Annotated in this window: 16 protein-coding genes and 1 pseudogene; 10 read left to right on the top strand and 7 right to left on the bottom strand. The window is 69.9% G+C overall.

The genetic code is table 11. The features are described from left to right. Window positions 1-273: 273 nt before the first annotated feature. Window positions 274-1932 (bottom strand): protein kinase, encoded by a 1659-nt coding sequence (locus tag ABZ434_RS02210; protein ID WP_359131459.1) that lies wholly within the window; start codon window positions 1930-1932, stop codon window positions 274-276. A gap of 294 nt (window positions 1933-2226) precedes the next feature. On the opposite strand from ABZ434_RS02210, the gene ABZ434_RS02205 reads away from it, so the two are divergent. After that, window positions 2227-3873, top strand: a complete 1647-nt coding sequence (locus ABZ434_RS02205; protein ID WP_359131457.1) for a protein kinase — start codon at window positions 2227-2229, stop codon at window positions 3871-3873. A gap of 3 nt (window positions 3874-3876) precedes the next feature. Here ABZ434_RS02205 and ABZ434_RS02200 read toward each other — a convergent pair whose 3' ends face one another. From ABZ434_RS02200 to ABZ434_RS02190, 3 genes are all read right to left on the bottom strand, one after another. Beyond that, window positions 3877-4866 carry a phosphotransferase gene (locus ABZ434_RS02200; RefSeq protein WP_359131866.1) on the bottom strand — a complete coding sequence of 330 codons (990 nt, stop codon included), beginning with the start codon at window positions 4864-4866 and terminating at the stop codon, window positions 3877-3879. A gap of 63 nt (window positions 4867-4929) precedes the next feature. Next, a complete protein-coding gene (locus ABZ434_RS02195) occupies window positions 4930-5358 on the bottom strand; it encodes a pyridoxamine 5'-phosphate oxidase family protein (RefSeq protein WP_359131455.1) in 429 nt (142 codons plus the stop codon). A gap of 117 nt (window positions 5359-5475) precedes the next feature. Further along, on the bottom strand, window positions 5476-6135 hold the full coding sequence (locus ABZ434_RS02190) for a response regulator transcription factor (RefSeq protein WP_359131453.1): 660 nt from the start codon (window positions 6133-6135) through the stop codon (window positions 5476-5478). Window positions 6136-6474: 339 nt separating this feature from the next. Between ABZ434_RS02190 and pdhA the strand changes: the two genes are divergently transcribed. Genes pdhA through ABZ434_RS02175 form a run of 3 tightly spaced genes read left to right on the top strand, consistent with a single transcriptional unit; the run spans window position 6475 to window position 10032 of the window. Continuing rightward, window positions 6475-7626 (top strand): pyruvate dehydrogenase (acetyl-transferring) E1 component subunit alpha, encoded by a 1152-nt coding sequence (pdhA, locus tag ABZ434_RS02185; protein WP_359131451.1) that lies wholly within the window; start codon window positions 6475-6477, stop codon window positions 7624-7626. Window positions 7627-7628: 2 nt separating this feature from the next. Next, window positions 7629-8609: an alpha-ketoacid dehydrogenase subunit beta gene (locus ABZ434_RS02180; RefSeq protein ID WP_359131448.1), complete on the top strand. Its 981-nt coding sequence runs from the start codon at window positions 7629-7631 to the stop codon at window positions 8607-8609. Window positions 8610-8619: 10 nt separating this feature from the next. Continuing rightward, window positions 8620-10032, top strand: coding sequence for a dihydrolipoamide acetyltransferase family protein (locus ABZ434_RS02175; protein ID WP_359131446.1), 1413 nt, complete (start codon window positions 8620-8622; stop codon window positions 10030-10032). 267 nt (window positions 10033-10299) lie between these two features. Here the strand turns inward: ABZ434_RS02175 and ABZ434_RS02170 are convergent, their stop codons facing one another. Further along, window positions 10300-10824, bottom strand: a complete 525-nt coding sequence (locus ABZ434_RS02170) for an ATP-binding protein (RefSeq protein ID WP_359131444.1) — start codon at window positions 10822-10824, stop codon at window positions 10300-10302. Between the two features lie 159 nt (window positions 10825-10983). On the opposite strand from ABZ434_RS02170, the pseudogene ABZ434_RS02165 reads away from it, so the two are divergent. The 3 genes and pseudogenes from ABZ434_RS02165 (at window position 10984) to ABZ434_RS02155 (ending at window position 13807) form a co-directional block, all read left to right on the top strand. Beyond that, window positions 10984-11865: pseudogene (locus tag ABZ434_RS02165) on the top strand (helix-turn-helix transcriptional regulator). A gap of 5 nt (window positions 11866-11870) precedes the next feature. Further along, complete coding sequence (locus ABZ434_RS02160) at window positions 11871-12056, top strand: DUF397 domain-containing protein (protein ID WP_356322858.1); 186 nt, start codon at window positions 11871-11873, stop codon at window positions 12054-12056. 320 nt (window positions 12057-12376) lie between these two features. After that, window positions 12377-13807 carry a S41 family peptidase gene (locus ABZ434_RS02155; protein ID WP_359131442.1) on the top strand — a complete coding sequence of 477 codons (1431 nt, stop codon included), beginning with the start codon at window positions 12377-12379 and terminating at the stop codon, window positions 13805-13807. An 80-nt stretch (window positions 13808-13887) separates the two neighbouring features. Here the strand turns inward: ABZ434_RS02155 and ABZ434_RS02150 are convergent, their stop codons facing one another. After that, complete coding sequence (locus tag ABZ434_RS02150) at window positions 13888-14610, bottom strand: alpha/beta hydrolase (protein ID WP_359131440.1); 723 nt, start codon at window positions 14608-14610, stop codon at window positions 13888-13890. 294 nt (window positions 14611-14904) lie between these two features. On the opposite strand from ABZ434_RS02150, the gene ABZ434_RS02145 reads away from it, so the two are divergent. Further along, a complete protein-coding gene (locus tag ABZ434_RS02145) occupies window positions 14905-19206 on the top strand; it encodes a S8 family serine peptidase (protein WP_359131438.1) in 4302 nt (1433 codons plus the stop codon). Window positions 19207-19251: 45 nt separating this feature from the next. On the opposite strand, the gene ABZ434_RS02140 is transcribed toward ABZ434_RS02145, so the two are convergent. Further along, window positions 19252-20283: a helix-turn-helix domain-containing protein gene (locus ABZ434_RS02140; protein ID WP_359131436.1), complete on the bottom strand. Its 1032-nt coding sequence runs from the start codon at window positions 20281-20283 to the stop codon at window positions 19252-19254. 661 nt (window positions 20284-20944) lie between these two features. Between ABZ434_RS02140 and ABZ434_RS02135 the strand changes: the two genes are divergently transcribed. Together ABZ434_RS02135 and ABZ434_RS02130 are read left to right on the top strand one after the other, a co-directional pair. Then, the gene (locus tag ABZ434_RS02135; protein WP_359131864.1) at window positions 20945-21607 is read left to right on the top strand and encodes a DUF4232 domain-containing protein; all 663 of its coding nucleotides are present in this window, start codon (window positions 20945-20947) and stop codon (window positions 21605-21607) included. Between the two features lie 246 nt (window positions 21608-21853). Continuing rightward, complete coding sequence (locus ABZ434_RS02130) at window positions 21854-23002, top strand: serine hydrolase domain-containing protein (RefSeq protein ID WP_359131435.1); 1149 nt, start codon at window positions 21854-21856, stop codon at window positions 23000-23002. Window positions 23003-23093 lie beyond the last annotated feature (91 nt).

Raw genomic sequence — 23093 nt, 5'->3', positions numbered from 1 at the left:
TGAGGGCCGTGAGGCGAGGTGTCCTGAAGCCATGAGGTCAGCGTCACATGTGACGGTATGTCCGGCATCTCAGGTAACGCGGACGGATGGTGCAGAGACGGGACGAGCAGCGCCCCACGGGGCCGTCACTCGTTCGAGCGGCGTCCCGACGCGCGCGTGCGTGGCCGCGCGGCCACGCCGGGCCGCCCCTCGTTCGGGCAGCGCCCCCGCACCCGCCCGCCCCGGATGCAGGCGGCGCCCAGACGCCCGCTCGTCCTCGTGCGGGCCGCGTCCCTAGGCCGGGTCGCCCGTCGCGATGCGCAGTTCGAAGTGGGCACCCGTCTTGGACACAGCCGCCCCGGAGGTGGGGAACTGGTCGATGACCTGGTCCTCCGCGTACGCGTTGCCGGGGACCTTGATCTGCTTGATGGTCCAGCCCGCCGCGTCCGCGCAGGCGCGGGCCGAGAGGATGTCCTTGTAGAGGAAGCTCGGAGCGTCGACCTTGTTCGGGTCGTCGTTGTTCTCCAGCGCGTCCGTGCAGTCCTCGGTGTCCATCGTCCGGTTCCGCTCCGGATCCTTGTGCTCACCGGCCGGGGACTCGCTCGACGAGGCCTCGGTGCCACCCTTGCCGGGGTCGTCGTCGTTCTGCAGCGAGAGCGCCGTGATCAGGCCGCCGATCGCGATCAGGGCGACCACGATCGAGCCCACGATGACCGGCATGTTCCGCTTGGAGCCGCCGCCCGGCGACGAGGCATGTGTCTGCGGCGAGACCGAGTACGGCGGCGGGGTCTGCTGCTGCATCGGCGACATCGCCGCCGGCGCCTGGTACGCCGGAGCCGACTGCGGATAGCCGTAACTCGGAGCCGTGGCGGGCGCGGGGGTCGGCGAGCCGTAGGGGCCGGGCTGCTGCTGCGACTGGTAAGGGCCCGGCTGGTACGGCGTCTGTACGTTCTGCGGCGCGGGGGTCGACTGGTCGACGGGCGGGAAGACCGCCGAACCGACACCCGAGCCGCTGTTCGCCGGAGCACCCGCACCACTGACGATCACGGGGGCGCCGGTGTGGCCGCTCGCGCTCAGCACACGCGCGATCTCGTCCTGCATCGCGGCGGCGCTCGGGAAGCGCTCGTTCGGATTCTTCTTCAGGGCGCGGGCGACGAGGGCGTCCATCGCCGGGGTGATCGACCGGTTGATCGTGGACGGGGCGACCGGCTCCTCCTGCACGTGCGCGTACGCGATGGCGAGCGGGGAGTCCGCGTCGAACGGGATGCGGCCGGTCAGCAGCTGGAACAGCATGATGCCGACCGAGTAGAGGTCGGAGCGGGCGTCCACGCCACGGCCCAGGGCCTGTTCGGGGGAGAGGTACTGGGGCGTGCCGACGACCATGCCGGTCTGCGTCATCGACGTGACGCCCGACTGCATGGCCCGGGCGATGCCGAAGTCCATGACCTTCACGACGCCGCGCTTGGTCACCATCACGTTGCCGGGCTTGATGTCGCGGTGGACGAGGCCCATCTCGTGACTGGTGTCCAGTGCGGCCAGCACGTCGGCCGTCACCTTGAGCGCCTTGTCGGCGGGCATCGCGCCGTAGTTGCGGATGTCCGCCTGGAGGACGGAGCCGAGCGGCTGGCCCTCGACGTACTCCATGACGATGTACGGCATGAGCGCGCCGCCGAGTTCGTCCTCGCCGGTGTCGAAGACGGAGACGATGTTGGTGTGCTGCAGCTTGGCGACCGCCTGCGCCTCGCGCCGGAACCGCTCACGGAAGGACTGCTCGCGGCCGAGCTCCGTGTGGAGCGTCTTGATCGCGACCTGCCGGTCGAGGGCGGAGTCGTACGCCAGATATACGGAGGCCATCCCGCCTTCGCCCAGCAGGTCGCGCAGCTGGTAACGGCCGCCGGCGACCGAACCGCCCGCGTAGCGACCCTGGGCACCGTGTGCGCCGTCCTGGCTCATGACTTGCTTCCCCCTAGGGCGCGCGACCGCGCGAAGATCCGTATTACTGGCCAAGTCTGCCCGAGGGGTACGACACGTCAAGCCAGGTGCCCGTTCCGTGACCCTACGCACAAGAAGCGTCTCGGAAGCGTTACAGGAACCGCATCGAATTTGCGCCGGTGGTGCGCCAGCCGGTTGGATGGCCCGTCCCTCTCGAAAACGGTGTGTCCGACAGAGGCTGTAGCGTGACGTGGCAATGCAGCTAGGCACCGTGAGAACCCGCGGACGCGCGGACAGAAACGACGGCGAGGACTGATGGCACCCGAACCCGAAGCAAACGGCGGCGGAGTTCCGGATGGCACCGAATCCTGGGGCATCGGTGGTGTCGTCGGCGACGGACGCTACCGGCTGACCGGCCGTCTCGGCCGGGGCGGCATGGCCGAGGTCTTCGCGGCCGAGGACGTCCGGCTGGGCCGTACCGTCGCAGTGAAACTGCTGCGCTCCGATCTTGCCGAGGACCCGGTCTCCAAGGCCCGGTTCACGCGCGAGGCGCAGTCGGTCGCCGGTCTCAACCACCATGCGGTCGTGGCGGTGTACGACTCCGGCGAGGACACCGTGGCGGGTCAGACCGTCCCGTACATCGTGATGGAACTGGTCGAGGGCCGCACCATCCGCGACCTGCTGCTCAACGCCGAGGCCCCGCCTCCCGAGCAGGCGTTGATCATCGTCTCCGGGGTGCTGGAGGCGCTGGCCTACTCGCACCAGCACGGGATCGTCCACCGGGACATCAAGCCCGCCAACGTGATCATCACGCACTCCGGTGCGGTCAAGGTGATGGACTTCGGCATCGCCCGCGCGCTGCACGGCGCGCAGTCGACGATGACCCAGACCGGCATGGTCATGGGGACGCCGCAGTACCTCTCCCCCGAGCAGGCGCTGGGCAAGGCCGTCGATCACCGTTCCGACCTGTACGCCACCGGCTGTCTGCTGTACGAACTCCTCGCGCTGCGACCCCCGTTCACCGGCGAAACGCCGCTTTCTGTGGTGTATCAGCACGTTCAGGACATTCCGGTCCCGCCTTCGGAGATCTCGAGCGGGGTGCCGCCGGAGCTCGACGGGCTCGTGATGCGCTCGCTCGCGAAGGACCCGGACGACCGGTTCCAGAGCGCGGAGGAGATGCGCGGGCTGGTGCAGTACAGCCTGCAGATGCTCCAGGTGCAGGGTGGTCACACCGGTACGTGGAACACCGGCCCGGTCGTGCTGAACGACGGCCCGGGAACGCCGCCCCGGGGCATGACCGGCTCCACCAGGGCCATGGGCTACCAGCACCACGGGGACACCTCGCAGGGCCCGATCCTGCCGCCGATGAACCCGGACGACGGTGGCTACGACGGCGGCAGCACCCGGCAGGGCGGTGGCGGCCGCGGCAAGCTGTGGCTGTTCGTCGTGCTCGCCCTGATCGCGATCGGGGTGGGTGTCGCCTTCGCGGTCAACGCGGCGAAGGGCGGCGGCGAGAAGCCGAAGGCGCCGGTCACCTCGACGTCCAGCTCCCCTTCTCCGACGGAGACATCGGCTTCGCCGACCGAGGAGGAGACGACCGAGGACACCGAGCAGCCGGGCAACTCCAGCGGTGACCAGCAGGAGACGCCGGAACAGCCGACGTACACCCCGTCGTACACCCCGAGCGAGACGGCGGAGCCGACGAAGCCCACGGACACGCCGACCGAGACGGACACGGCGGGTACGAGCGAGGGCAACACCGGTACCAGCGAAGGAAACACCGGTACCAGCGAAGGCAACACCGGTACCAGCGAAGGAAACACCGGCACGAGCGAGGGCAACACCGGTACCAGCGAAGGCAGTACCGGCACCAGCGAGGGGACGGACGCGGGCGCGGACGCCGGCGCGGTCGCGGGCAACGCCGCTGCCGGAACGACCCAGGGCGCCGGCACCACCCCCTGACCCTCAGCCCGTGAAGGCGTCGCGCACCGCTTCGTACTCACGGGTCCACCAGACCGCCAGGGCCGACACCGCAGGAAACTGCGGGTCGGCCCTGCGGTCGTTCAGGCAGTAGCGCCAGTGCAGTATCCAGAAGTCGTTGAGCCGCTCCCACCACACCCGGTGGACCGCGGCGGCCAACTCGTCCGCCCCGGCGCCCGCCGCCCGCCGGTAGGCGCGTGCGTACGCCCGCACCTTGCCCAGCTCCAGCTTTCCGGCGGGCTGCACGAAGAAGATCACCGCGGCCCGTACCGCCTCCTCCGCGCGCGGCTGCACCCCCAGCCGGTCCCAGTCCAGGATCGCCACCGGGTCGGCGCCCCGGTAGAGCACGTTCAGCGGGTGGAAGTCGCCGTGGACCCAGCCGGTGGCCGGGCCGTCCGGGGTGGGCGGGCGGCGGTCAGCATGCTGTTCCAGCAGGGTGCGCCGTTCCAGGAGCCGGTGCTCGGCCAGTTCGTCGAAGGAGTCCCGGGGACGACGGCCGCGCGCGGCCGCCAGCAGCTCGTCGATCAGCGCGAAGGTGTCGGCGGGGTCGCGGCTCGCGTGAGCGGACCGCCCGCCGGCCACCGCGCCCTCACCCATCACCAGTTCGAGACCTGTGTGTACGGCTCCGAGCAGCGCCCCGAGACGCAGCGACTGGGCGAGGGTGAGCTGGGCGCCTGCCCGGTGCAGCCCGTCGACCCAGGGGTGCAGGGCGTAGCAGCGGCCGCCGATCTCGGTGACGGTGTCCCCGTCGCCGTCCACGACGGGTGGTGCGACGGGCACTCCGAGCGACTGGAGCCGCTGGGTGGCCCGGTGCTGTCGGACGATCGTGGCGCGGTCGCCGGTGGACGCGTCCAGGTGGTGCTTGAGGAAGTAGGAGCCGCGGGTCGTGGACACCCGGTATCCGTGGTTGAGCAGGCCCTGGTCGAGGGGCTCGCAGGTGAGGGGTTCACCGGCGTCCGGATAGCGGCGCAGCACCTCGCCGACCGGGGGAACAGGCGGGAAGGATACAGATGAGCGCGGCACCCGACAGATGTTAGATCACGCTGCGTCGCGGATCTGCGGAGTTGCGTGGAAGTCCAGAGTGTGCACAGTGACGAAGTGCGGGTCGAGCCGGATGTAGGCCGGTTCGAAGGGCTCCCCGTTCACCTCGACGGGAGCGGGACCGAAGTGCTCGCGCTGGGCGCAGGTCGGCTCGACGATCCGCGCGGGCCCGGTGAACTGCACGGACCACAGGTCGCGGCTGCCGGCCGAGGTGGCCGCGTTGTAGTTGTCCGCCCCGTACGCCACGACCGCGCCGTCGCACGCGGCGTGGTGGCCGAGGCCGCGGTGGACGCGCAGGAAGACGCGGCCGTCCGTGACGATGTGCCGGGCCACCGTCAGGATCGGGAGGGCCCGCATGCTCGTCGCCAGCCGGCCGTAGGGCACTCGGCCGAGCAGTTCGATCGCGTGGAGTTCCTCGGAGGACATGTTCTCCACTGTCCGTCACCGCCCGAGGCGGCAGAAGAGGCCGCGGCCCCGGGTGGCACGGGACCAAAGTCCCGAGGATCACCGGAGGCCGCGGCCCCTTCCGCGCGGCCGTGCGGGTCAGCGCTTCTCGGCCTGGAGCCGTGCCACGTACGCGGCGGCCTGCGAGCGCCGCTCCATGCCGAGCTTGGACAGCAGGCTGGAGACGTAGTTCTTGATCGTCTTCTCGGCGAGGTGGAGCCGTTCGCCGATCACCCGGTTCGTGAGCCCCTCGCCGATCAGATCCAGGATCTTGCGTTCCTGGTCGGTGAGGCCCGCGAGTTTGTCGTCGCCGCGGCCCTTCTTCCCGTCGCGCAGCCGTTCCAGTACCCGCGCCGTGGCCACCGGGTCGAGCAGCGATTTTCCCGCCGCCACATCCCGTACCGCACTCAGCAGTTCATTGCCGCGGATCGCCTTGAGCACATATCCGGACGCGCCCGCCATGATCGCGTCGAAAAGGGCTTCGTCGTCGGCGTACGAGGTCAGCATCAGACAGTGGATGGACTCGTCCTGCGAACGGATCTCGCGGCAGACCTCCACTCCGCTGCCGTCCGGCAGCCGGACGTCGAGAACGGCCACATCGGGCCGGGTCGCGGGGATCCGTACCAGCGCGTCCGCCGCCGTGCCGGCCTCGCCGACCACTTCGATGTCGTCCTCGGACGAGAGCAGATCGTGGACTCCGCGGCGGACGACTTCATGGTCGTCCAGCAGAAAAACAGTGATTTTTCCTTCTTTGCGCACAAACGCAGTCTCACACACTCCCCTCTTCCCTGCCGCTGTCCGGCGGGATAACGTGCCGTTGTTCCGGCGGCCTGCAAGGCTGTTACCAGTGCTGTGACCAGCGAGAGTTCCCGAATTCTTCGATTTACTTGGATATCCAAGCAAAATCGCAGGTCAGGAAGGGTTTCGCAGTTATGCGAAGCACTGGGTAACGTGCCTTTGACAGGGCGCTCGCCGGGGCACCTGTCACGCCTGTTCCCGGACCGAGCGGCACCCACCCCGTGCACGGGTACGGACACAGGCGAGCCGCACTGGTCTCCCGGCAGACCCCGGGGGCCGGACCGACGGAGGAGCACGCACGTGACCGTGGAGAGCACTGCTGCCGCGCGTAAACCGCGACGCAGCAGCAAGCGGACCAGCGCCGCGAAGACGCCACAGAGTTCCGGATCCGAGCTCGTACAGCTGCTGACGCCCGAGGGCGAGCGCGTCGAGCACCCGGACTACTCGATCGACCTGACCGCGGACGAGCTGCGCGGTCTGTACCGGGACATGGTCCTGACCCGGCGCTTCGACGCCGAGGCCACCGCGCTCCAGCGTCAGGGCGAGCTGGGCCTGTGGGCCTCGCTGCTGGGGCAGGAGGCCGCGCAGATCGGCTCCGGCCGGGCGCTGCGCGACGACGACTACGTCTTCCCGACCTACCGCGAGCACGGCGTCGCCTGGTGCCGCGGCGTCGACCCGACCAATCTGCTCGGGATGTTCCGCGGTGTGAACCACGGTGGCTGGGACCCGAACACCAACAACTTCCACCTGTACACGATCGTCATCGGCTCGCAGACCCTGCACGCCACCGGTTACGCCATGGGCGTGGCCAAGGACGGTGCGGACTCGGCCGTGGTCGCGTACTTCGGGGACGGCGCCTCCAGCCAGGGTGACGTCGCCGAGGCGTTCACCTTCTCCGCGGTCTACAACGCCCCCGTCGTGTTCTTCTGCCAGAACAACCAGTGGGCGATCTCCGAACCCACCGAGAAGCAGACCCGGGTGCCGCTCTACCAGCGCGCCCAGGGCTTCGGCTTCCCCGGCGTCCGGGTCGACGGCAACGACGTCCTGGCCTGCCTCGCCGTCACCCGCTCCGCCCTGGAGCGGGCCCGCCGCGGCGAGGGCCCCACGCTCGTCGAGGCGTTCACCTACCGGATGGGCGCCCACACCACCTCCGACGACCCGACGAAGTACCGCGCCGACGAGGAGCGCGCCTCCTGGGAGGCCAAGGACCCGATCCTGCGCCTGCGCACGTACCTGGAGAACGAGGGCGCCGCGGACGAGGCGTTCTTCACCGGTCTCGACGAGGAGAGCGAGATCCTGGGCAAGCGGGTACGCGAAGCGGTACGGGCGATGCCCGACCCGGAGCGGCTGGCGATCTTCGACCACGCCTACGCCGACGGGAGCCCGCTCGTCGACGAGGAGCGCGCCCAGTTCGCCGCCTACCAGGCATCGTTCGCCGAGGAGGGCAAGTAGCCATGGCCATGGAAAAGATGTCCATTGCGAAGGCGCTCAACGAGTCGCTGCGCAAGGCCCTCGACACCGACCCCAAGGTCCTCATCATGGGTGAGGACGTCGGAAAGCTGGGCGGGGTCTTCCGGATCACCGACGGTCTCCAGAAGGACTTCGGCGAGGACCGGGTGATCGACACCCCGCTCGCCGAGTCCGGCATCGTCGGCACGGCCATCGGCCTCGCGCTGCGCGGCTACCGGCCGGTCGTCGAGATCCAGTTCGACGGCTTCGTCTTCCCCGCGTACGACCAGATCGTCACGCAGCTCGCGAAGATGCACGCCCGCTCGCTCGGCAAGATCAAGCTGCCGGTCGTCGTGCGGATTCCGTACGGCGGCGGCATCGGGGCCGTGGAGCACCACAGCGAATCGCCCGAGGCGCTGTTCGCGCACGTCGCGGGCCTGAAGGTCGTCTCGCCGTCCAACGCGGCGGACGCGTACTGGATGATGCAGCAGGCCGTCCAGAGCGACGACCCGGTCATCTTCTTCGAGCCGAAGCGCCGCTACTGGGACAAGGGCGAGGTCGACACCGAGGCCATCCCCGGCCAGCTGCACCGGGCATCCGTCGCCCGCACCGGCACGGACCTCACGCTCGTCGCGTACGGCCCGATGGTGAAGGTCTGCCTGGAGGCCGCCGCGGCCGCCCAGGAGGAGGGCAAGTCGCTCGAGGTCGTGGACCTCCGCTCGATGTCCCCGATCGACTTCGACGCCATCCAGACCTCCGTCGAGAAGACCCGCCGACTGGTCGTGGTCCACGAGGCGCCGGTGTTCTACGGATCCGGCGCGGAGATCGCCGCTCGCATCACGGAGCGGTGCTTCTACCACCTGGAGGCACCCGTGCTGAGGGTCGGGGGCTACCACGTCCCGTATCCGCCGGCGCGGCTGGAGGACGAGTACCTGCCGGGTCTCGACCGTGTGCTCGACGCCGTCGACCGCTCGCTGGCGTACTGAGGACGGGGACGTGACAACGATGACCGACACTTCCAATGCTGCTCGCTTCCGTGAGTTCAAGATGCCCGACGTGGGCGAAGGACTGACCGAGGCCGAGATCCTCAAGTGGTTCGTCCAGCCGGGCGACACCGTCACCGACGGCCAGGTCGTCTGCGAGGTCGAGACGGCGAAGGCGGCCGTCGAGCTGCCGATCCCGTTCGACGGGGTGGTGCACGAGCTGCGCTTCGCCGAGGGCGTGACCGTCGACGTCGGCCAGGTGATCATCGCGGTGGACGTGGCACCGGGCTCCGGTGACGAGGCCCCCGTGGCGGCCGAGCCCGCCCCCGCTGCCGCCGCCGTGCCCGAGGCGGAGCCGGAGGCCGAGGCGCCCAAGGGCCGCCAGCCCGTGCTGGTGGGCTACGGCGTGGCCGAGTCCTCCACCAAGCGGCGCGCCCGCAAGGGGACGGAGTCGGCCCCCGCGGCCGCTTCCGCCGCGATCCAGGGTGAGATGAACGGGCACGGCCCCTCCGCCGTCCCCGAGGCCCGTCCGCTGGCCAAGCCGCCGGTGCGCAAGCTCGCCAAGGACCTGGGTATCGACCTCGCGACGGTCACCCCGACCGGCGAGGGCGGCGTCATCACCCGCGAGGACGTGCACGCGGCGGCGACGCCGACGCCCGCTCCGGCGCCGGTGCAGGCCGAAGCCCCCGCCCCGGTCGTGGCCCCCGTCCCGGTGGCGGCGGGTGCGCGCGAGACGCGTATCCCCGTCAAGGGCGTACGGAAGGCCATCGCGCAGGCGATGGTGGGCAGCGCGTTCACCGCGCCGCACGTCACCGAGTTCGTCACCGTCGACGTGACGCGCACGATGAAGCTCGTGGCGGAGCTCAAGGAGGACAAGGACATGGCCGGGGTGCGGGTCAACCCGCTCCTGATCATCGCCAAGGCCCTCCTGGTCGCGATCAAGCGGAACCCCGAGGTCAACGCCGCCTGGGACGAGGCGAACCAGGAGATCGTGCAGAAGCACTACGTCAACCTGGGCATCGCCGCGGCCACCCCGCGCGGGCTGATCGTGCCGAACATCAAGGACGCGCACGAGCAGACGCTGCCGCAGCTGGCGGCGTCCCTGGGCGAGCTGGTCTCCACGGCCCGCGAGGGCAAGACGTCCCCCGCCGCGATGGCGGGCGGCACGGTGACCATCACCAACGTCGGCGTCTTCGGCGTCGACACGGGTACGCCGATCCTGAACCCGGGCGAGTCCGCGATCCTCGCGGTCGGGGCCATCAAGCTCCAGCCCTGGGTCCACAAGGGCAAGGTGAAGCCCCGCCAGGTGACGACCCTGGCCCTGTCGTTCGACCACCGGCTGGTGGACGGCGAGCTCGGCTCCAAGGTGCTGGCGGACGTAGCCGCGATCCTTGAGCAGCCGAAGCGGCTGATCACCTGGGGGTAGGTGCCCCAGAGTTACGTGTACGAGGTGGGCCCGTGCGAAGTTCGTGCGGGCCCACTCGTGGTCTCGATGCACCTGGTGATGGACGGCAAGTCGTCAGGACGGCACGGCGGGGCAGACGGCGCCCCGTGGTCGTTGGCCTTGCGGCGGGCCACGGGCAGGTCGATCCTCGGCCCGGCCGGTCGGGCCCAGTCAACCGGCGCCGAAGTTCCAGCTCTCCGCCGCTGCCGCCGTGGACGACGTCGGGCGCTGCGGGGCGGGCCGTTCATGTCACGGAGTCGCCGGCGTGTCCGCCCTCTGCCGCACGATGAGTTCGGCGAAGACGGTCTTGCCGACGGTGCGCGGCTCGACGCCCCAGCGGTCGGCGATCTGGGCGACGATGAGGAGCCCGCGCCCGTAACAGTCGTCGGCACCCGCCTCACGCAGCCCGGGGAGTCGCTCACCGCGGGGATCGCTGACCTCGATGCGGAGGGTGGTGGCGGTGAGGGCGATGTGTACCCGGAAGAGACGTCCTCGCATGGAGCCGTGCAATAAGGCGTTGCTCGCCAACTCGCTGACCAGTAGCGCGACTTCACCGGCACGGTCGGGGTGCCCCCACTCGGTGACCAGTCGTGCGGCGCGGCGGCGGCAGAGAGTGACGCTGCGGGCGGTGGGGGTGTAGTCGAGGCGGTCCTCGTGGAGTGGGGGGTGGGGATCGGGCTCGGGAGCGGGGGCTTCTTGGGGTGCGGTAATGGTCGCGCTCCTCCGTTGTACGGGCGGTGGCGATGTCGCGCCTGCGTGGGCAGAGCGGTGCACTTCCGCCGGTTGTTACCGATTGGTGATTGGCGTGCAACCGAAAGTAGCGGAACTCATTGATGGGCAGCAAGTAGTTCGGGCAGAGAAATCTCTGCCCTAGTTTGGTGTTCGATGGATCAGAGCCCCAGACTGAGGCGGATGACCGGGAGGGAGTTGGCTGTGGCAGGTAACAGCCCGGATCGCGGGCGGACGGTCTCCACTGTGCTCGGACGCCGTCTCGGCGGTGAACTGCTTCGGCTACGGGAGGCACGCTGCCTGCGTCAGTCGGACGCTGCGGAGGCGCTGACGGCGTCGGTTGCGAAAGTGGCGAAGATCGAGCGAGGTCTCGTGCCGATAAGGGACCCCGATGTCAGGGCCCTGTGCCACCTGTACGGCGAGACGGACGAGGTCGTGGTCGGGCGGCTGTTGGCGCTTGCCAAGGCCGACCGTGAACGCCGCAAGGCGAGTGGCTGGTGGAACCAGTACCCGGGACTTCAGTCGATGGTCGAGTACGTGGCGCTGGAGGACATCGCCACAGGCCTCCGCACCTGACAGCTCGCGATCGTGCCCGGCCTGCTCCAGACGCCTGACTACGCCCGGGCGCTCGCCGTGGGAAACGGCTCCTGGGAGGACCCCGACGAGATCGAGCCCTTCGTCGAATCGAGGATGGCCCGGCAGGCGCGTTTGACCGGTGACCGGCCGCTGGAGCTTTGGGCTCTCGTGCAGGAAAGCGCGCTCCGCCAACTGGTGGGAGGGCGCGAGGTGATGAGGGGACAGCTCGGCCACCTGCTGGAGATGGCCCGCCGTCCGAACGTGAAGCTACAGGTGATGCCGTACCTGGTGGGCGCGCACCCGGGCATGACCAGCGCCTTCACTATCGTGTCGTTCGCCGAACCAGGCGCGCTTGACGTGGTCCACATGGATACCACCTCGACCACCCTCTGGTTGGAGAGCGATACTGATGCGGAGCGTCACGACAGGATCTTCGATCGCATGACGCGTCTTGCGCTCGCTCAGCGCAACTCGGTCGCACTGATCGACGGAATCCTCAAGGAGATGTAGACCGCGTGCCCGCGTATACGTTCGTGAAGTCCAGCTACAGCGGAGGCAACGCCGGGCAGGAATGCGTCGAAGTGGCCCGCAACGTCCCCGGCACCGTAGCCGTGCGCGACTCCAAGACCCCCGCCGGCCCAGTCCTCCTCCTCGCTCCCGCCGCGTGGGACGCCTTCCAGGCGGGACTGCGCCGGGCATAGGTGTCGGCCGGCCGGGACCTGGCCGGCGCGGACCCGGGACGGCAGATCGAAGTTGCCACGCGCAGCGATGCGCGACGCCCGGCCCCCGTTGCTCGAACGGGGCTTGCAGCGCTGTCCGTTGATGTCCCGACAGGCGGTTGCCCGAGAGGCGTGCTGCCCCTCTCCGACAGGGGCCATTCGGGGATACCCCCCTGTCGATTCACCGGCCCACCGGATGTTCCCCCGGCCCGCGGTCGGCGATCGTCGATCCTCTGACGCAGATCGCGTACGGGGAGAGGAACACCTTGCGACACGGGATTTCCAGGGCAACAACGGCGCTCGTGACACTGGCCCTTGGCGGTGGAGCGGTGGTCCCCGCCGCAGCGGCGCCACGGCCCACCATCGACGGTGTCTGGCGCGTGAACGGCTACGGCACCGTCCTGTCGATCGCGGACGGGCGACTTCAGGAGTACCAGACCACCGCGCTGGGCTGCCTGAAGGGCGAGTCCGCGCAGCAGACGGCGCCGGGCGTGTACAGGTCCGGCGACGGGACGCTCCTCAGCGTACGGGCGTCCGGGTCCTTGCGGCTGTCCGGTTCGGCCGGGTACCGGGAACTGCGCCGGCTGGGCAGGCTTCCGGTGGCGTGCGAGCAGCCGACGTCCACGGACGACCCGGTGACGACGTTCGACGTCTTCTGGCAGTCCTTCGAAGAGAATTACCCGTTCTTCGCCGCCAAGGGCATCGACTGGCATGCCGTACGCGACACGTACCGGCCGAAGGTGCACGCCGACACGACCAGGGACGAACTCTTCACCCTCTTCAGCGACATGGTGAAGCCGCTGTACGACGCACACGTCACCGTCTTCGACGGGGAGCGCCGTTACTCCGAGGTCCGTCCGGGCACGGCCGTGATCGGCGGGGACCTGGACACGAAGGTCAAGGACTACATCGTGCGGAGTGATCTCCACGGCAGGAGGTTGCGGGAGTTCGCGAACGGGCGGATCAGCTACGCGGATCTGCCCGGCGGGCAGGGCTATCTGCGGCTCTCCGGGTTCGCCGGGTACAGCAGCGCCGACGAGCCCTCGTACGCCGCGGAGCTGGCCGAGCTCGACGAGGCGCTGGACACCGTGTTCACCGCCGAGCGCACGGCCTCGCTCGCCGGCCTCGTCATCGACCTGCGGATCAACGGCGGCGGCGCGGACGCCCTCGGCCTGCACCTCGCCGAGCGCCTGACCGACTCCTCGTACACCGCCTACCGCAAGCGCACCCGGTACACCCGGCCGCAGCCCGTCCCGGTGAAGCCCGCTCGCGGCGTCCCCCGCTACGGCGGTCCGGTCGCCGTGCTGACGGCCGCGACCACGTTCAGCGCGGGTGAGACGTTCACCCAGGCCCTCATCGACCGGCCCGGCCGGACCGTCCGCGTCGGGGAGAACACGCAGGGCGTCTTCTCCGACACCCTGGACCGCACGCTGCCGGGCGGCATGGCGGTCTGGCTCCCGAACGAGGAGTTCCTCACCCGCCGGGGGCAGACCTTCGACGGCGCGGGCATCCCGCCCCACATCCGTACGCCGGTCTTCACCGAGGAGGAGTTCGCGACGGACCGCGACTCGGCCTTCGACGCGGCGGTCGCGGCGCTGCGCGCCCAGGGCCCCTCGTTCGGACAGCGCCGGGCTCGCGGGGTTGCGGGTATTCGGGAGACCCGTACCCCCGAAAAGGGCGGTGGACGTCTTGCGTCGGTCACGCTTCCCCGCCCCGATCCGTCAGGGCACTGACAGCAACCGGAAGCCGTGCTCCAGCCGCCCGTGGCCGGGGAGGGGGGCTCCGACGAGCTGTACGGGCCGGCAGCCGGGCACTACGAAGTGGGGCCACCCGGGGCCCGGTGCGCCCCCACGGTGAGTTCGAGCAGCAGCCGGGTCGTCCCGACCGGGTCGACGGTCTGGTGCAGGTGCTCTCCGGGCAGGTGCGCGACCCGCCAGCCGCGTGCGTGTGCGTCGGCCGCCGCTTCCTCGTACGGGGGGCCGAAGAGCAGGTACGAACAGGGGTGGTCGTCCCAGCCCGCCGGAACCGGGATGTCCTGCTCGTAGTACGAGAGCGGCAGCCTCGGCTGTTCGGCGACGAGCTTCTGCCGCATGGCCGGGTCGGAGAACAGGGGCGCGACGTCCTTCTCGTCCCACCAGTCCGTCCAGCGCGGCAGCGTGCCGTCCACCGCCAGCGGGCGCAGGAACTCCAGCAGTTCGGGCGGGGCGACGGGCGTTGACCCGGTGCGGGCCGGCAGGGCGGCGTCGACGAACACCGAGGCGGCGATCGGGTGATCGAGTCCGGCTCGGACGGCGGGGAGGAACAGCCCGGCGTTGCTGTGGGCCACCAGGACGAGGGTGCTTTCCGAGGGGATCTCCGTGAGGTCGTCCCGGACGGCTTCGGCGGCCCGGGGCCAGAACGGCGGTTCGCCGGCGCCCACGTGGAGCAGGGACGGCACGCGCACCTGGTGACCCGAGGCGACCAGCAGGTCGGCCACCGGGTGCCAGGTGGCGGGGCCCACCGAGGGGCTGTGGACGAGAACGAAGGTCGATGGCATACGGGCATCGTGTCGCCGGGCCGCCACCGGTCGCGACCGGCTCGGCTGTCGGCGAACGGTGCGGGTGCGAGTCCCGGACGTAGGCGCCCAGGACTCAACGCGTGCTGAGGGCCGGGTGCGTTGCGGCAGGCGGGATGCCGCCATGTCGCACATCCGCCGTGCCCGGCCCATTGCTGCTCGCTGGTGGGGACTGCCAGATTCCGGGACGGGCTCGCGACTGAGCCGGGACACGTCATCAGAAGGAGCAGCGTGAGACGTAAGCGACTCCAACCACTCACTACGATCGGCGCAGCGGTGTTGGCCGCTGCGGTCCTGGTCACCGGTCAGCCGACCGTCGCCGCGGCGGCGACGGACGGTCCGGGGACGAGCGGGACGCGGGTGCCTCTTGCGGATCCGTCGCAGGCGGCCGACGACCCGTATCAGCCTTCCACGGACGTCAAGGGATTCCAGCCGCTGGACGGCGCTGCACCGGCCGGCAGGAGTTCGGAGAAGCTCGGCTCCCACGACACCCAGGTGCTGCAGCAGGCGCAGGCCACCGAGACCAAGACCGTCACGGTCATGCTGCTCGCCACGTCAGGCAACACCGAGGAGGTGGCGGCGGCCGTCGCCAAGGCCGGCGGAACCGTAGGCAAGGTCCGGTCCGAGATCGGCTATGTACGGGCCACTGTCCCGACCGGCAAGGTCCAGGGCCTGGCCGCGCTCCCGGCGGTGAAGGCTGTCGATCTGGACAAGACGTTCCGTGTCCCGGGCCCGGAGCTGGGCAACGCGGTCAGTCCGGCCGGAGCCGGGGCGAGGGCTGCTCATCCGGCGGCGCCGAACGCGACCACGCCGGCCGACAATCCGTATATGCCGGTCAACGACATCGGTGCCGTCGATTTCGTTGCGGAGCATCAGAAGTGGGACGGGCGCGGGATCACTGTCGGGGTGCTCGACACCGGCGTCGACCTTGATCACCCGGCCCTGCAGAAGACCGTTGACGGGCGGCCGAAGGTGGTCGACTGGGTGACGGCCACCGATCCGGTGACGGACGGCGACGGAACCTGGGTCCGGATGAGCAAGGCGGTGACCGGTCCCCGGTTCAGTTACGCCGGCGCCGACTGGACGGCCCCGGAGGGTTCGTTCCAACTCGGGTTCTTCTACGAGATGACCACCACCCAGAGCGATTTCGGTGGCGATCTCGACAACAACGGTTCCACCGACGACAAGTTCGGGGCGCTGTACGACCCGCAGACCCACCGCGTGTGGGTGGATGCCGATGGCGACCACGACTTCACCGATGCGCCGGCGATGCTTCCGTACGGCCGGGAGCGGCAGATCGGCCACTTCGGCACCGAAGATCCGCATACCGCTGTCACCGAGCGGATTCCGTACGTCGTGGACTACCGGGACGACGTCGACCTGTCGCCGCTGGGCGGCAGCAACGTCGGCAAGGTGGCGAACTACGTGAACATCGGGTTGCCGTCGGGGTCGCACGCCACCCACGTCGCGGGAATCACCGCCGGCACGTCGTTGCTCGGCGGCGCGATGCACGGTGTGGCTCCGGGCGCGCAGATCGTCTCGTCCCGGGCCTGCACCTGGGGCGGTGGTTGCACGGAGGCGGCGCTCACCGAAGGCATGATCGACCTGGTCGTCGATCGCGGTGTCGACGTGGTCAACCTGTCGGTCGGCGGACTGCCGGCGCTCAACGACGGCTCCGACGTGATCTCCCAGCTGTACAACACGCTGACCAGCCGGTATGGCGTGCAGATCGTGGTGGCGGCCGGTAACGAGGGTGCGGGTACCAACACCGTCGGCGCCCCGGCGGTCTCGTCGTCGGTGTTGGCCGTCGCAGCGTCGGTGAGCAGGGAGACCTGGTGGGCCAACTACGGTTCCGCGGTCCGGGCACGGCAGGGACTGTTCGGGTTCTCCTCCCACGGCCCGTCCGAGGACGGTGCGCTCGCACCCGCGGTCAGTGCCCCGGGATCGGCGATCTCCTCGATTCCCGGCTGGTTGGAGGGTGAGGCCGTGCCGGAAGCGGGCTACTCGCTGCCGGCCGGATACGGCATGGCGAACGGAACCTCGATGGCGGCACCCCAGGTGGCCGGAGCCGCTGCCCTGTTGCTGTCGGCGGCGAAGTCCCGGAACGTCGAATCCGGTCCCACGGCGCTGCGCGCGGTGCTGACCGGAACGGCGACCCACATCGACGGAGTGCCGACCACCGCCCAGGGCACCGGGCTGGTCGACATCCCGGCCGCCTGGAAGCAGCTCTCGAAGGGCGTGAAGGTCGACAACTATGACGTCTCCGCCCCGGTGTGCTCGGCGTTGTCGGGCAATCTGGCCACCCCGGACACCGGCGCCGGAATCTACAACCGGTGCCTGCCCTGGAAGGGTGGGCAGCCGGTCGCGACCAGCAAGACCTACCCGGTGAAGGTGACGAGGACCGACGGGAAGGCCGGGAACAGCAGCAGCCGGATCGGCTGGATCGGCAACGACGGCACGTTCCGGGCGCCGAAGACCCTCTCGACGCCGCGCGGCACCTCGAACACCGTGTCGGTGACCGCCACTCCGGCGACCACCGGTGTGCACAGCGCGATCATGACGATCGACGATCCTGCGACGTCCGGCATCGACCGGTTCGTAGCGGTTACCGTGCTGGCGGCGGACAGGGTGCGCGCCCCGGCCTATCAGGTCAGGAAGACCGGAACCCTCGACCGCGCCCAGGCGACGTCGTTCCTGGTTGCGGTGCCGGAGGGCGTCGAATCCCTCCAGCTGAACCTCGGAGGACTGGCCAAGGGCAGCCAGTTGCGAGTCCTGCCCATCGCTCCCGACGGGATGCCGGCGGACTCCAACGCAAGCGATCACTGCTACACGGGATACACCGATCCGTCCGGATGCGATCCGCTGTCCAGGGCCGTGCAGCGGCCAAAGGTGGGCGTCTGGGAGTTCGTCGTGGAAGCCCGACGGACCTCCAAGACCGCCAAGAACCCTTTCACCGCATCGATTTCGTTGCAGGGAATGTCGTTCGCGCCGGACGTGACGACCTTGCCGTCGGCCACCGTGCACCAGAAGGAATCGGTCGAGTTCACCGGGACGAACACCTGGGGCACGGCGAAGCTCAAGGCCACCGACGGTGAGCTCGGGTTCGTCCGGAACCTGTTCTCCACCATCGACAACGGACAGGTCACGTCGAACCGGGTCGACGTGCCGCGGCAGTCGACGCGACTGGACGTGACGTTGACCCCGCGTGCCGACGACGCCGATCTCGACATGTACATCGTCGGAGCCCGCGGTATCGCTGCCACCAGCATGGACATCGGCCCGGGCGCGGAGCGCATCGTCATGGACGATCCGGCTCCTGGCACCTACTACGTGGTGGTGACCGGCGCCGATGTCGTGTCCGGCCCGGTGACCTTCGACTATCACGAGGAGATGTTCTCCCGCGGCCTCGGGACCATCACGGCGCAGTCCGACAAGGCGTCGCGGCTCGAGCCGGGACAATCGATGGCGGTGGCCGCCGACATCGACCTGAGCGCGGTCACCCCGACGAGCGAGCCGTTGATCGGCCGGGTCCGCGTGGCCAACGCGGACGGCACCGTCGTCGGCGCGGCGAAGGTCATGATCAAAAGCGTGGTCGCGCCGAAGCTGGCGGCGGTGAAGTGGGAGAAGCCCTTCGTCGGTGCCAAACTCACCAACAGCGGCGTCGTCGCGGGTGATCGGCAGTTCAACGCCAACATGACGCCGACAACCTGGACCAAGGAGACGGGGTTCACCGACCTGGCCCTGGGGAGCGCGAGGTACGGCTCGGCACTGGACGTGAACGAGCGCCGGGAATCGGCCGGGATGCTCTATTACGGTGCCGAGGGCACCCGGCCGGCCGTGTGGGCGGCCGACGGGAGTGTGACGGATCTCGGGCTGCCGGACGGGCGGGAGAAGGCCTACGACAGCGGGTACGCCACCGGTGTCAGCGACAACGGGACCGTCGTCGGGTTCGCGAGTCTTCAGTACCGGGAGAACGACCAGGGACACACCTACGTGGACCCGTTCAGCTGGACCGGAAGCGGCGGATACACGAAGCTGGCCCACCTGTCGGACAACACCGCGGAGACCCAGCCGAGAGCGATCAACGCCCAAGGCACCGCGGTCGGATCGTCGCTCACCACCGAGTGGCAGACGCGAGCCGTCAGCTGGAAGACCTCAACCGGGAAGATCACCGATCTCGGCACCCTTCCCGGGCAGTCCGACTCGATCGCCCTGGGCGTCAACGCCACCGGCTCGGTGGTCGGCGCCAGCGGGGACGACGCGTTCGTCTGGACGCCGACAGCCGGGATGAAGCGCCTGCCGGACTACGGGTTCAACGCCAAGGCGGAGAAGATCACCGCTGACGGCTGGATCCTCGGCACCGTGGAACTGCAGCCCGACTACGAGGTGTCGGCGATGTGGGATCCGCAGGGCCGGCTCTGGGATCTGTCGGCGATGATCCCCGGGGACGACTGGTTCCTGCCGACCTACAGCTTCGGCATCAACGGCAGGCACGATCTGATGGTCTACGGCGAAGGCGGGCCCGCCGGATCCTCGTCGAGCACTGTCCTGCTGCACATCCCGGAGCAGATCTCCTAGCAGCTCCTGCGTACCGACCGCGGCCGTGGCCGGCGCTGAGGCGACTCAGAGCCAGCCGCGGTCGCGTGCGTACCAGCCGAGCAGGATCCGTGAGTCGGTGCCCGCCAGATCCATCAGATGCCGCACCCGGCGCTGTACGGTCCGCAGGCTGACGCCGAGCCGAGCCGCCACGGCCGTGTCAGTCTGCCCGGCGAGCAACAAGGTCAGCACCTCCCGGTCCATCGGATCGCCCAGGTCGTCCGCCGACGCCGGATACGGCTCTACCCGCCGGCCCGGTGCCTCGCGCAGTTGGACCGAGCGCTCCCACAAGGACTCGAACAGTGTCGTCAGGGACGTGAGCAGACCGCCGGGCCGCACCACCGCCACCACGTCGTGAGCCGGGCCGCCGTCGTCGAGTTGCACCAGGGCCAAGGAGTCGTCGGCGATCAGGAGTTTGCTCGGCAGCGTCTCGGCCAGCCGGATCCGCTGGCCGCGGTCCAGGGACGCCAGCAAGTCCTTCTCGGTCTCCGGTTCGTCGAGCAACGACCGCTCGATGATCAGCCGTTCGACCAGGCCGCGGTCCGCCAGCACCTTCTCCTGCTCCGTCTCGGCGACCCCGACCACCGCGAACGGCGGCTTGGCGAACATCCGCAGCTGCTGCTCCGTGGAACGCATCAGGTGATTGACCCAGCCGCCGATGTTCGCCCGCCCGCGGACCACCTCAAGACCGCGGAACTCGTCCTGGTTGCGGATCGACCGATGCTGCTCGGCGAGTTCGTCCAGCGCCGAGCGGGCCATCCTGGCCTCACGTTCGCTGTGGGCAACCAGGTCGCCGAGTGCGATCAACGGGGAGACAGCGGTCAACGTGCCGCCGCTCCTGCCGACCAGGCCACGGGCGACGAGTGCCTCGACAGAGGCCGCAACACTGTCCATGGTCATTCCGGTCGCCAGGACGAGCCCATCCGGCCGGATCGCCGGCTGAGCGACAATCGACCGGTACACGGACTCCATGGCCTCCGTGAGACCGACGCCGGACAAAGACCCCAGCGGTTCTGGTGCCGGTCCCAGGGGCATCTGCGCGGCGGAGTCGGCACCCATGGTCCCTGACTGTATCCCCGAACCGGCGGGCTGCGTCGGCGTCGCACCAGCCGTCGGTGGTGTGCAGCTTCTGCGCAGGCTCTGAGGCAGGTCGAGGCCGGGGGCCTGTCCGGCACAGGCCCCGCTCCGCAGGAGCGCTCAGCGCTTCGGCAGGCGAAGTCGCCGGAGCGTTTGCCGCTCAGCCGGGCCGCCGGTATGGGGTTCCCCTCCGTCAGGAGCCTCTCGGCCTCGGTCGGTGAAGGACCGCACCCGTCAGCGATCAGGCGCGACGACCGGACGGGGTGGCACGCGGGCAAACCTTGGCTGACGCGGCATCGGTGGCGTGCAGGGATGCTGTTCCATCTCCCCCCACGCAGGTAAGCCACTGCTGCTGGTCAAGATGTCCGGGGTCACGGGTCTGTCCCGGCGGCCGTGTTCACGCACCGGTGCAAGGGCGGTGGAGGCAACCCCCTGTCCCGGCAGGCCGGGGGCGGGTCCTCGGCGTGGTGAGCCCGGTGGGGACGGGCACTTTGGGAGCCTGTGTGTGTAACAGGAATGTATGAAGCGCTGGTTGAACGGAACGGCTCGGCCGTGAGAGCCGCTCCTGATGATCAGAAACGCTCGCTCGTACTGCCCTGTACGCAGTGGACCGGGACTGACCAACCGATTCTGAGGACGAATGATGCGCGTTCGCAAGCTGACCTTCGTGACCCTGGCCGTTGCCGCCGGCCTTTCTCTCACGGCCTGCCAGAACGACGATGACGCCGCGGGGCAGCCCGCCCCGTCGTCGGCCTCGTCCGCGTCCTCCGCCGGCGGTGGTTCGGGCTCGGGCGGTTCGGATCAGGACAGCGGGAAGGGGGCCGCCGGGACGACTTCCGGGGGGAAGGACACCGCTGCCGGGTCCGGGTCCGACTCCAGTGGCAAGGCCCCCAAGTGCACCACCGACGGGCTGAAGATCACCGCGCAGGACACCTTCATCGACGGCGACCCCGACGGCAGCGTCGCGGTGGGGCTGACGAACGGCAGCGGTGCGGACTGCGTGATCTCCGGGTTCGCGGGCGTCGACCTGAAGACCGATGCGGGGGACATCTCCGCCACGCGCAAGGGTGACCCCGGTGACCCGTACATCCTCAGGAACGGCAAGGAAATCGACTTCAACGTCAGCTACCCGCTCAATGAATCGGGTGGCTCCGGCGTCCGCGTCACGGGGCTGGTGGTGACCCCGCCGAACGAGACGAAGTCGGTGACCCTCGCCTGGCCGGGCAAGGGCACGCTGCCCGTCACGGACGGCTCCGGGGCCCCGGTGACGGTCGGCCCGATCGGAAGCGCCGGTCAGGGCGGCTGACCCGTGGGCGGGGGTGCTGCTGAGGGCGCATCCGGGGAGGGAAGCCCCAGCCCTCCCCGCCGGGTAACCCCCGGGCCGCCCTGACGACAGCGCCTCCGAGGGCCGGGGGGAAGCCGGATGGGCCGGCCACCGATCCGCTGGTGGGATGGACCGACCACCGGCGCAGGGCTGCCGAGGTGCCGCGGGCCACGGCCCGGGCAGCAGCCTCCGGGCGCCTGGGCAACTCGGCAGAAGATGGGGTCCCTCATGCAGGTGTTACGAAAGCGTCGGCGTCGGCTGTTCGTCCTGACCGGCCTGGCCACGATCCTCCTGGCCGCATCGAGCGGGCTGACAGCGGCGGCGGGCCCGCGGCCGGCCGATGCGCTCCGACGAGAGGTGGAGGCGATCCACGACACCGGGGTCGTCGGAGTGGCTGCCGAGGTGACGTCACCGGGCACACGGGCCGGCGCGCGTGCCGGGGTGGCGGAGCGGGGCACCGGGAAGCCGATGCCACACGACGGCAGGTTCCGGATCGGCAGCGCCACCAAGACGTTCACCGCGACGGTCGTCCTGCAACTCGCCGGTGAGGGGCAGCTGTCCCTGGAGGACACCGTGGAGCGGTGGCTTCCCGGAGTGGTCCGGGGCGAGCGTGTCGACGGCCGCCGGATCACCGTGCGGCAGTTGTTGCAGCACACCAGCGGCATACCTGACGTCCTGCCGGAGATCGCGGCGCTGAGGGATGCCGCCGGCTACCGGGCCGAGCGGTTCCGTACCTACACCCCGGAGGAGCTGGTGGGGCTGGCGCTGCGGGGCCGGAAGGATGCGTCCGTGGATGCTGAGTGGTCGTACTCCAACACCAACTACATCCTCGCCGCGATGATCATCCGGGAGGTCACCGGCCGCAGCTGGGACCGGGAGGTGGAGGACCGGATCATCCGGCCGTTGGGCCTGAAGGGCACCAGCGTGCCCGGCACCTCCCCCTTCGTTCCGGTCCCGCACGCCCGGGCCTACGCCGCGTTCCGTACCGGCACCGGCATCGATGTCACGGCTCTCGACCCGAGCATGGCCATCGGCTCCGGTTCGATCATCAGCACCACGCACGACCTGAACCGGTTCTACGCCGCACTCCTCGGCGGACGTCTGCTGGCTCCGGCGGAGCTCGACGCGATGAGGGCCACGGTGTCCGCGCCGGAGCTGGGCGTGGGGTACGGACTCGGGCTGGGCGAGATCCCGCTGTCCTGCGGCGGCAGCTACTTCGGCCACCCGGGAGAACTGCTCGGCTATCGCAGCTGGAGCGGCGTCACTCCGGACGGCTCCCGGACCGCCGTGGTGTACGCCACGAGTGACGGCGGCCCCGGCACCCAGCAGGCGATGAGGGCACTCGTGGACCAGGAGCTCTGCCGGACCGGCTCCTAGGGCGTGTTTCGAAAGTCCCGCCTGTCCGGCGACGCCTGGCACGCACGCTCGCCGCGTTGTCGGGATCACCCCGATACGCCCAGTATCGGGG

Origin of the sequence: Streptomyces sp. NPDC005761, assembly GCF_040630635.1 — a bacterium.
Lineage (GTDB): Bacteria > Actinomycetota > Actinomycetes > Streptomycetales > Streptomycetaceae > Streptomyces.
Note: the sequence above shows the minus strand (reverse complement) of the source record. Positions and strands in the feature narration are given on the sequence as shown.

Bases quoted from the DNA above. Each gene is read 5' to 3' on its own strand.
- ABZ434_RS02210 (WP_359131459.1), bottom strand. From the start codon at position 1,932: ATGAGCCAGGACGGCGCACACGGTGCCCAGGGTCGCTACGCGGGCGGT.
- ABZ434_RS02205 (WP_359131457.1), top strand. From the start codon at position 2,227: ATGGCACCCGAACCCGAAGCAAACGGCGGCGGAGTTCCGGATGGCACC.
- ABZ434_RS02195 (WP_359131455.1), bottom strand. From the start codon at position 5,358: ATGTCCTCCGAGGAACTCCACGCGATCGAACTGCTCGGCCGAGTGCCC.
- ABZ434_RS02180 (WP_359131448.1), top strand. From the start codon at position 7,629: ATGGCCATGGAAAAGATGTCCATTGCGAAGGCGCTCAACGAGTCGCTG.
- ABZ434_RS02150 (WP_359131440.1), bottom strand. From the start codon at position 14,610: ATGCCATCGACCTTCGTTCTCGTCCACAGCCCCTCGGTGGGCCCCGCC.
- ABZ434_RS02140 (WP_359131436.1), bottom strand. From the start codon at position 20,283: ATGGGTGCCGACTCCGCCGCGCAGATGCCCCTGGGACCGGCACCAGAA.
- ABZ434_RS02135 (WP_359131864.1), top strand. From the start codon at position 20,945: ATGCGCGTTCGCAAGCTGACCTTCGTGACCCTGGCCGTTGCCGCCGGC.
- ABZ434_RS02130 (WP_359131435.1), top strand. From the start codon at position 21,854: ATGCAGGTGTTACGAAAGCGTCGGCGTCGGCTGTTCGTCCTGACCGGC.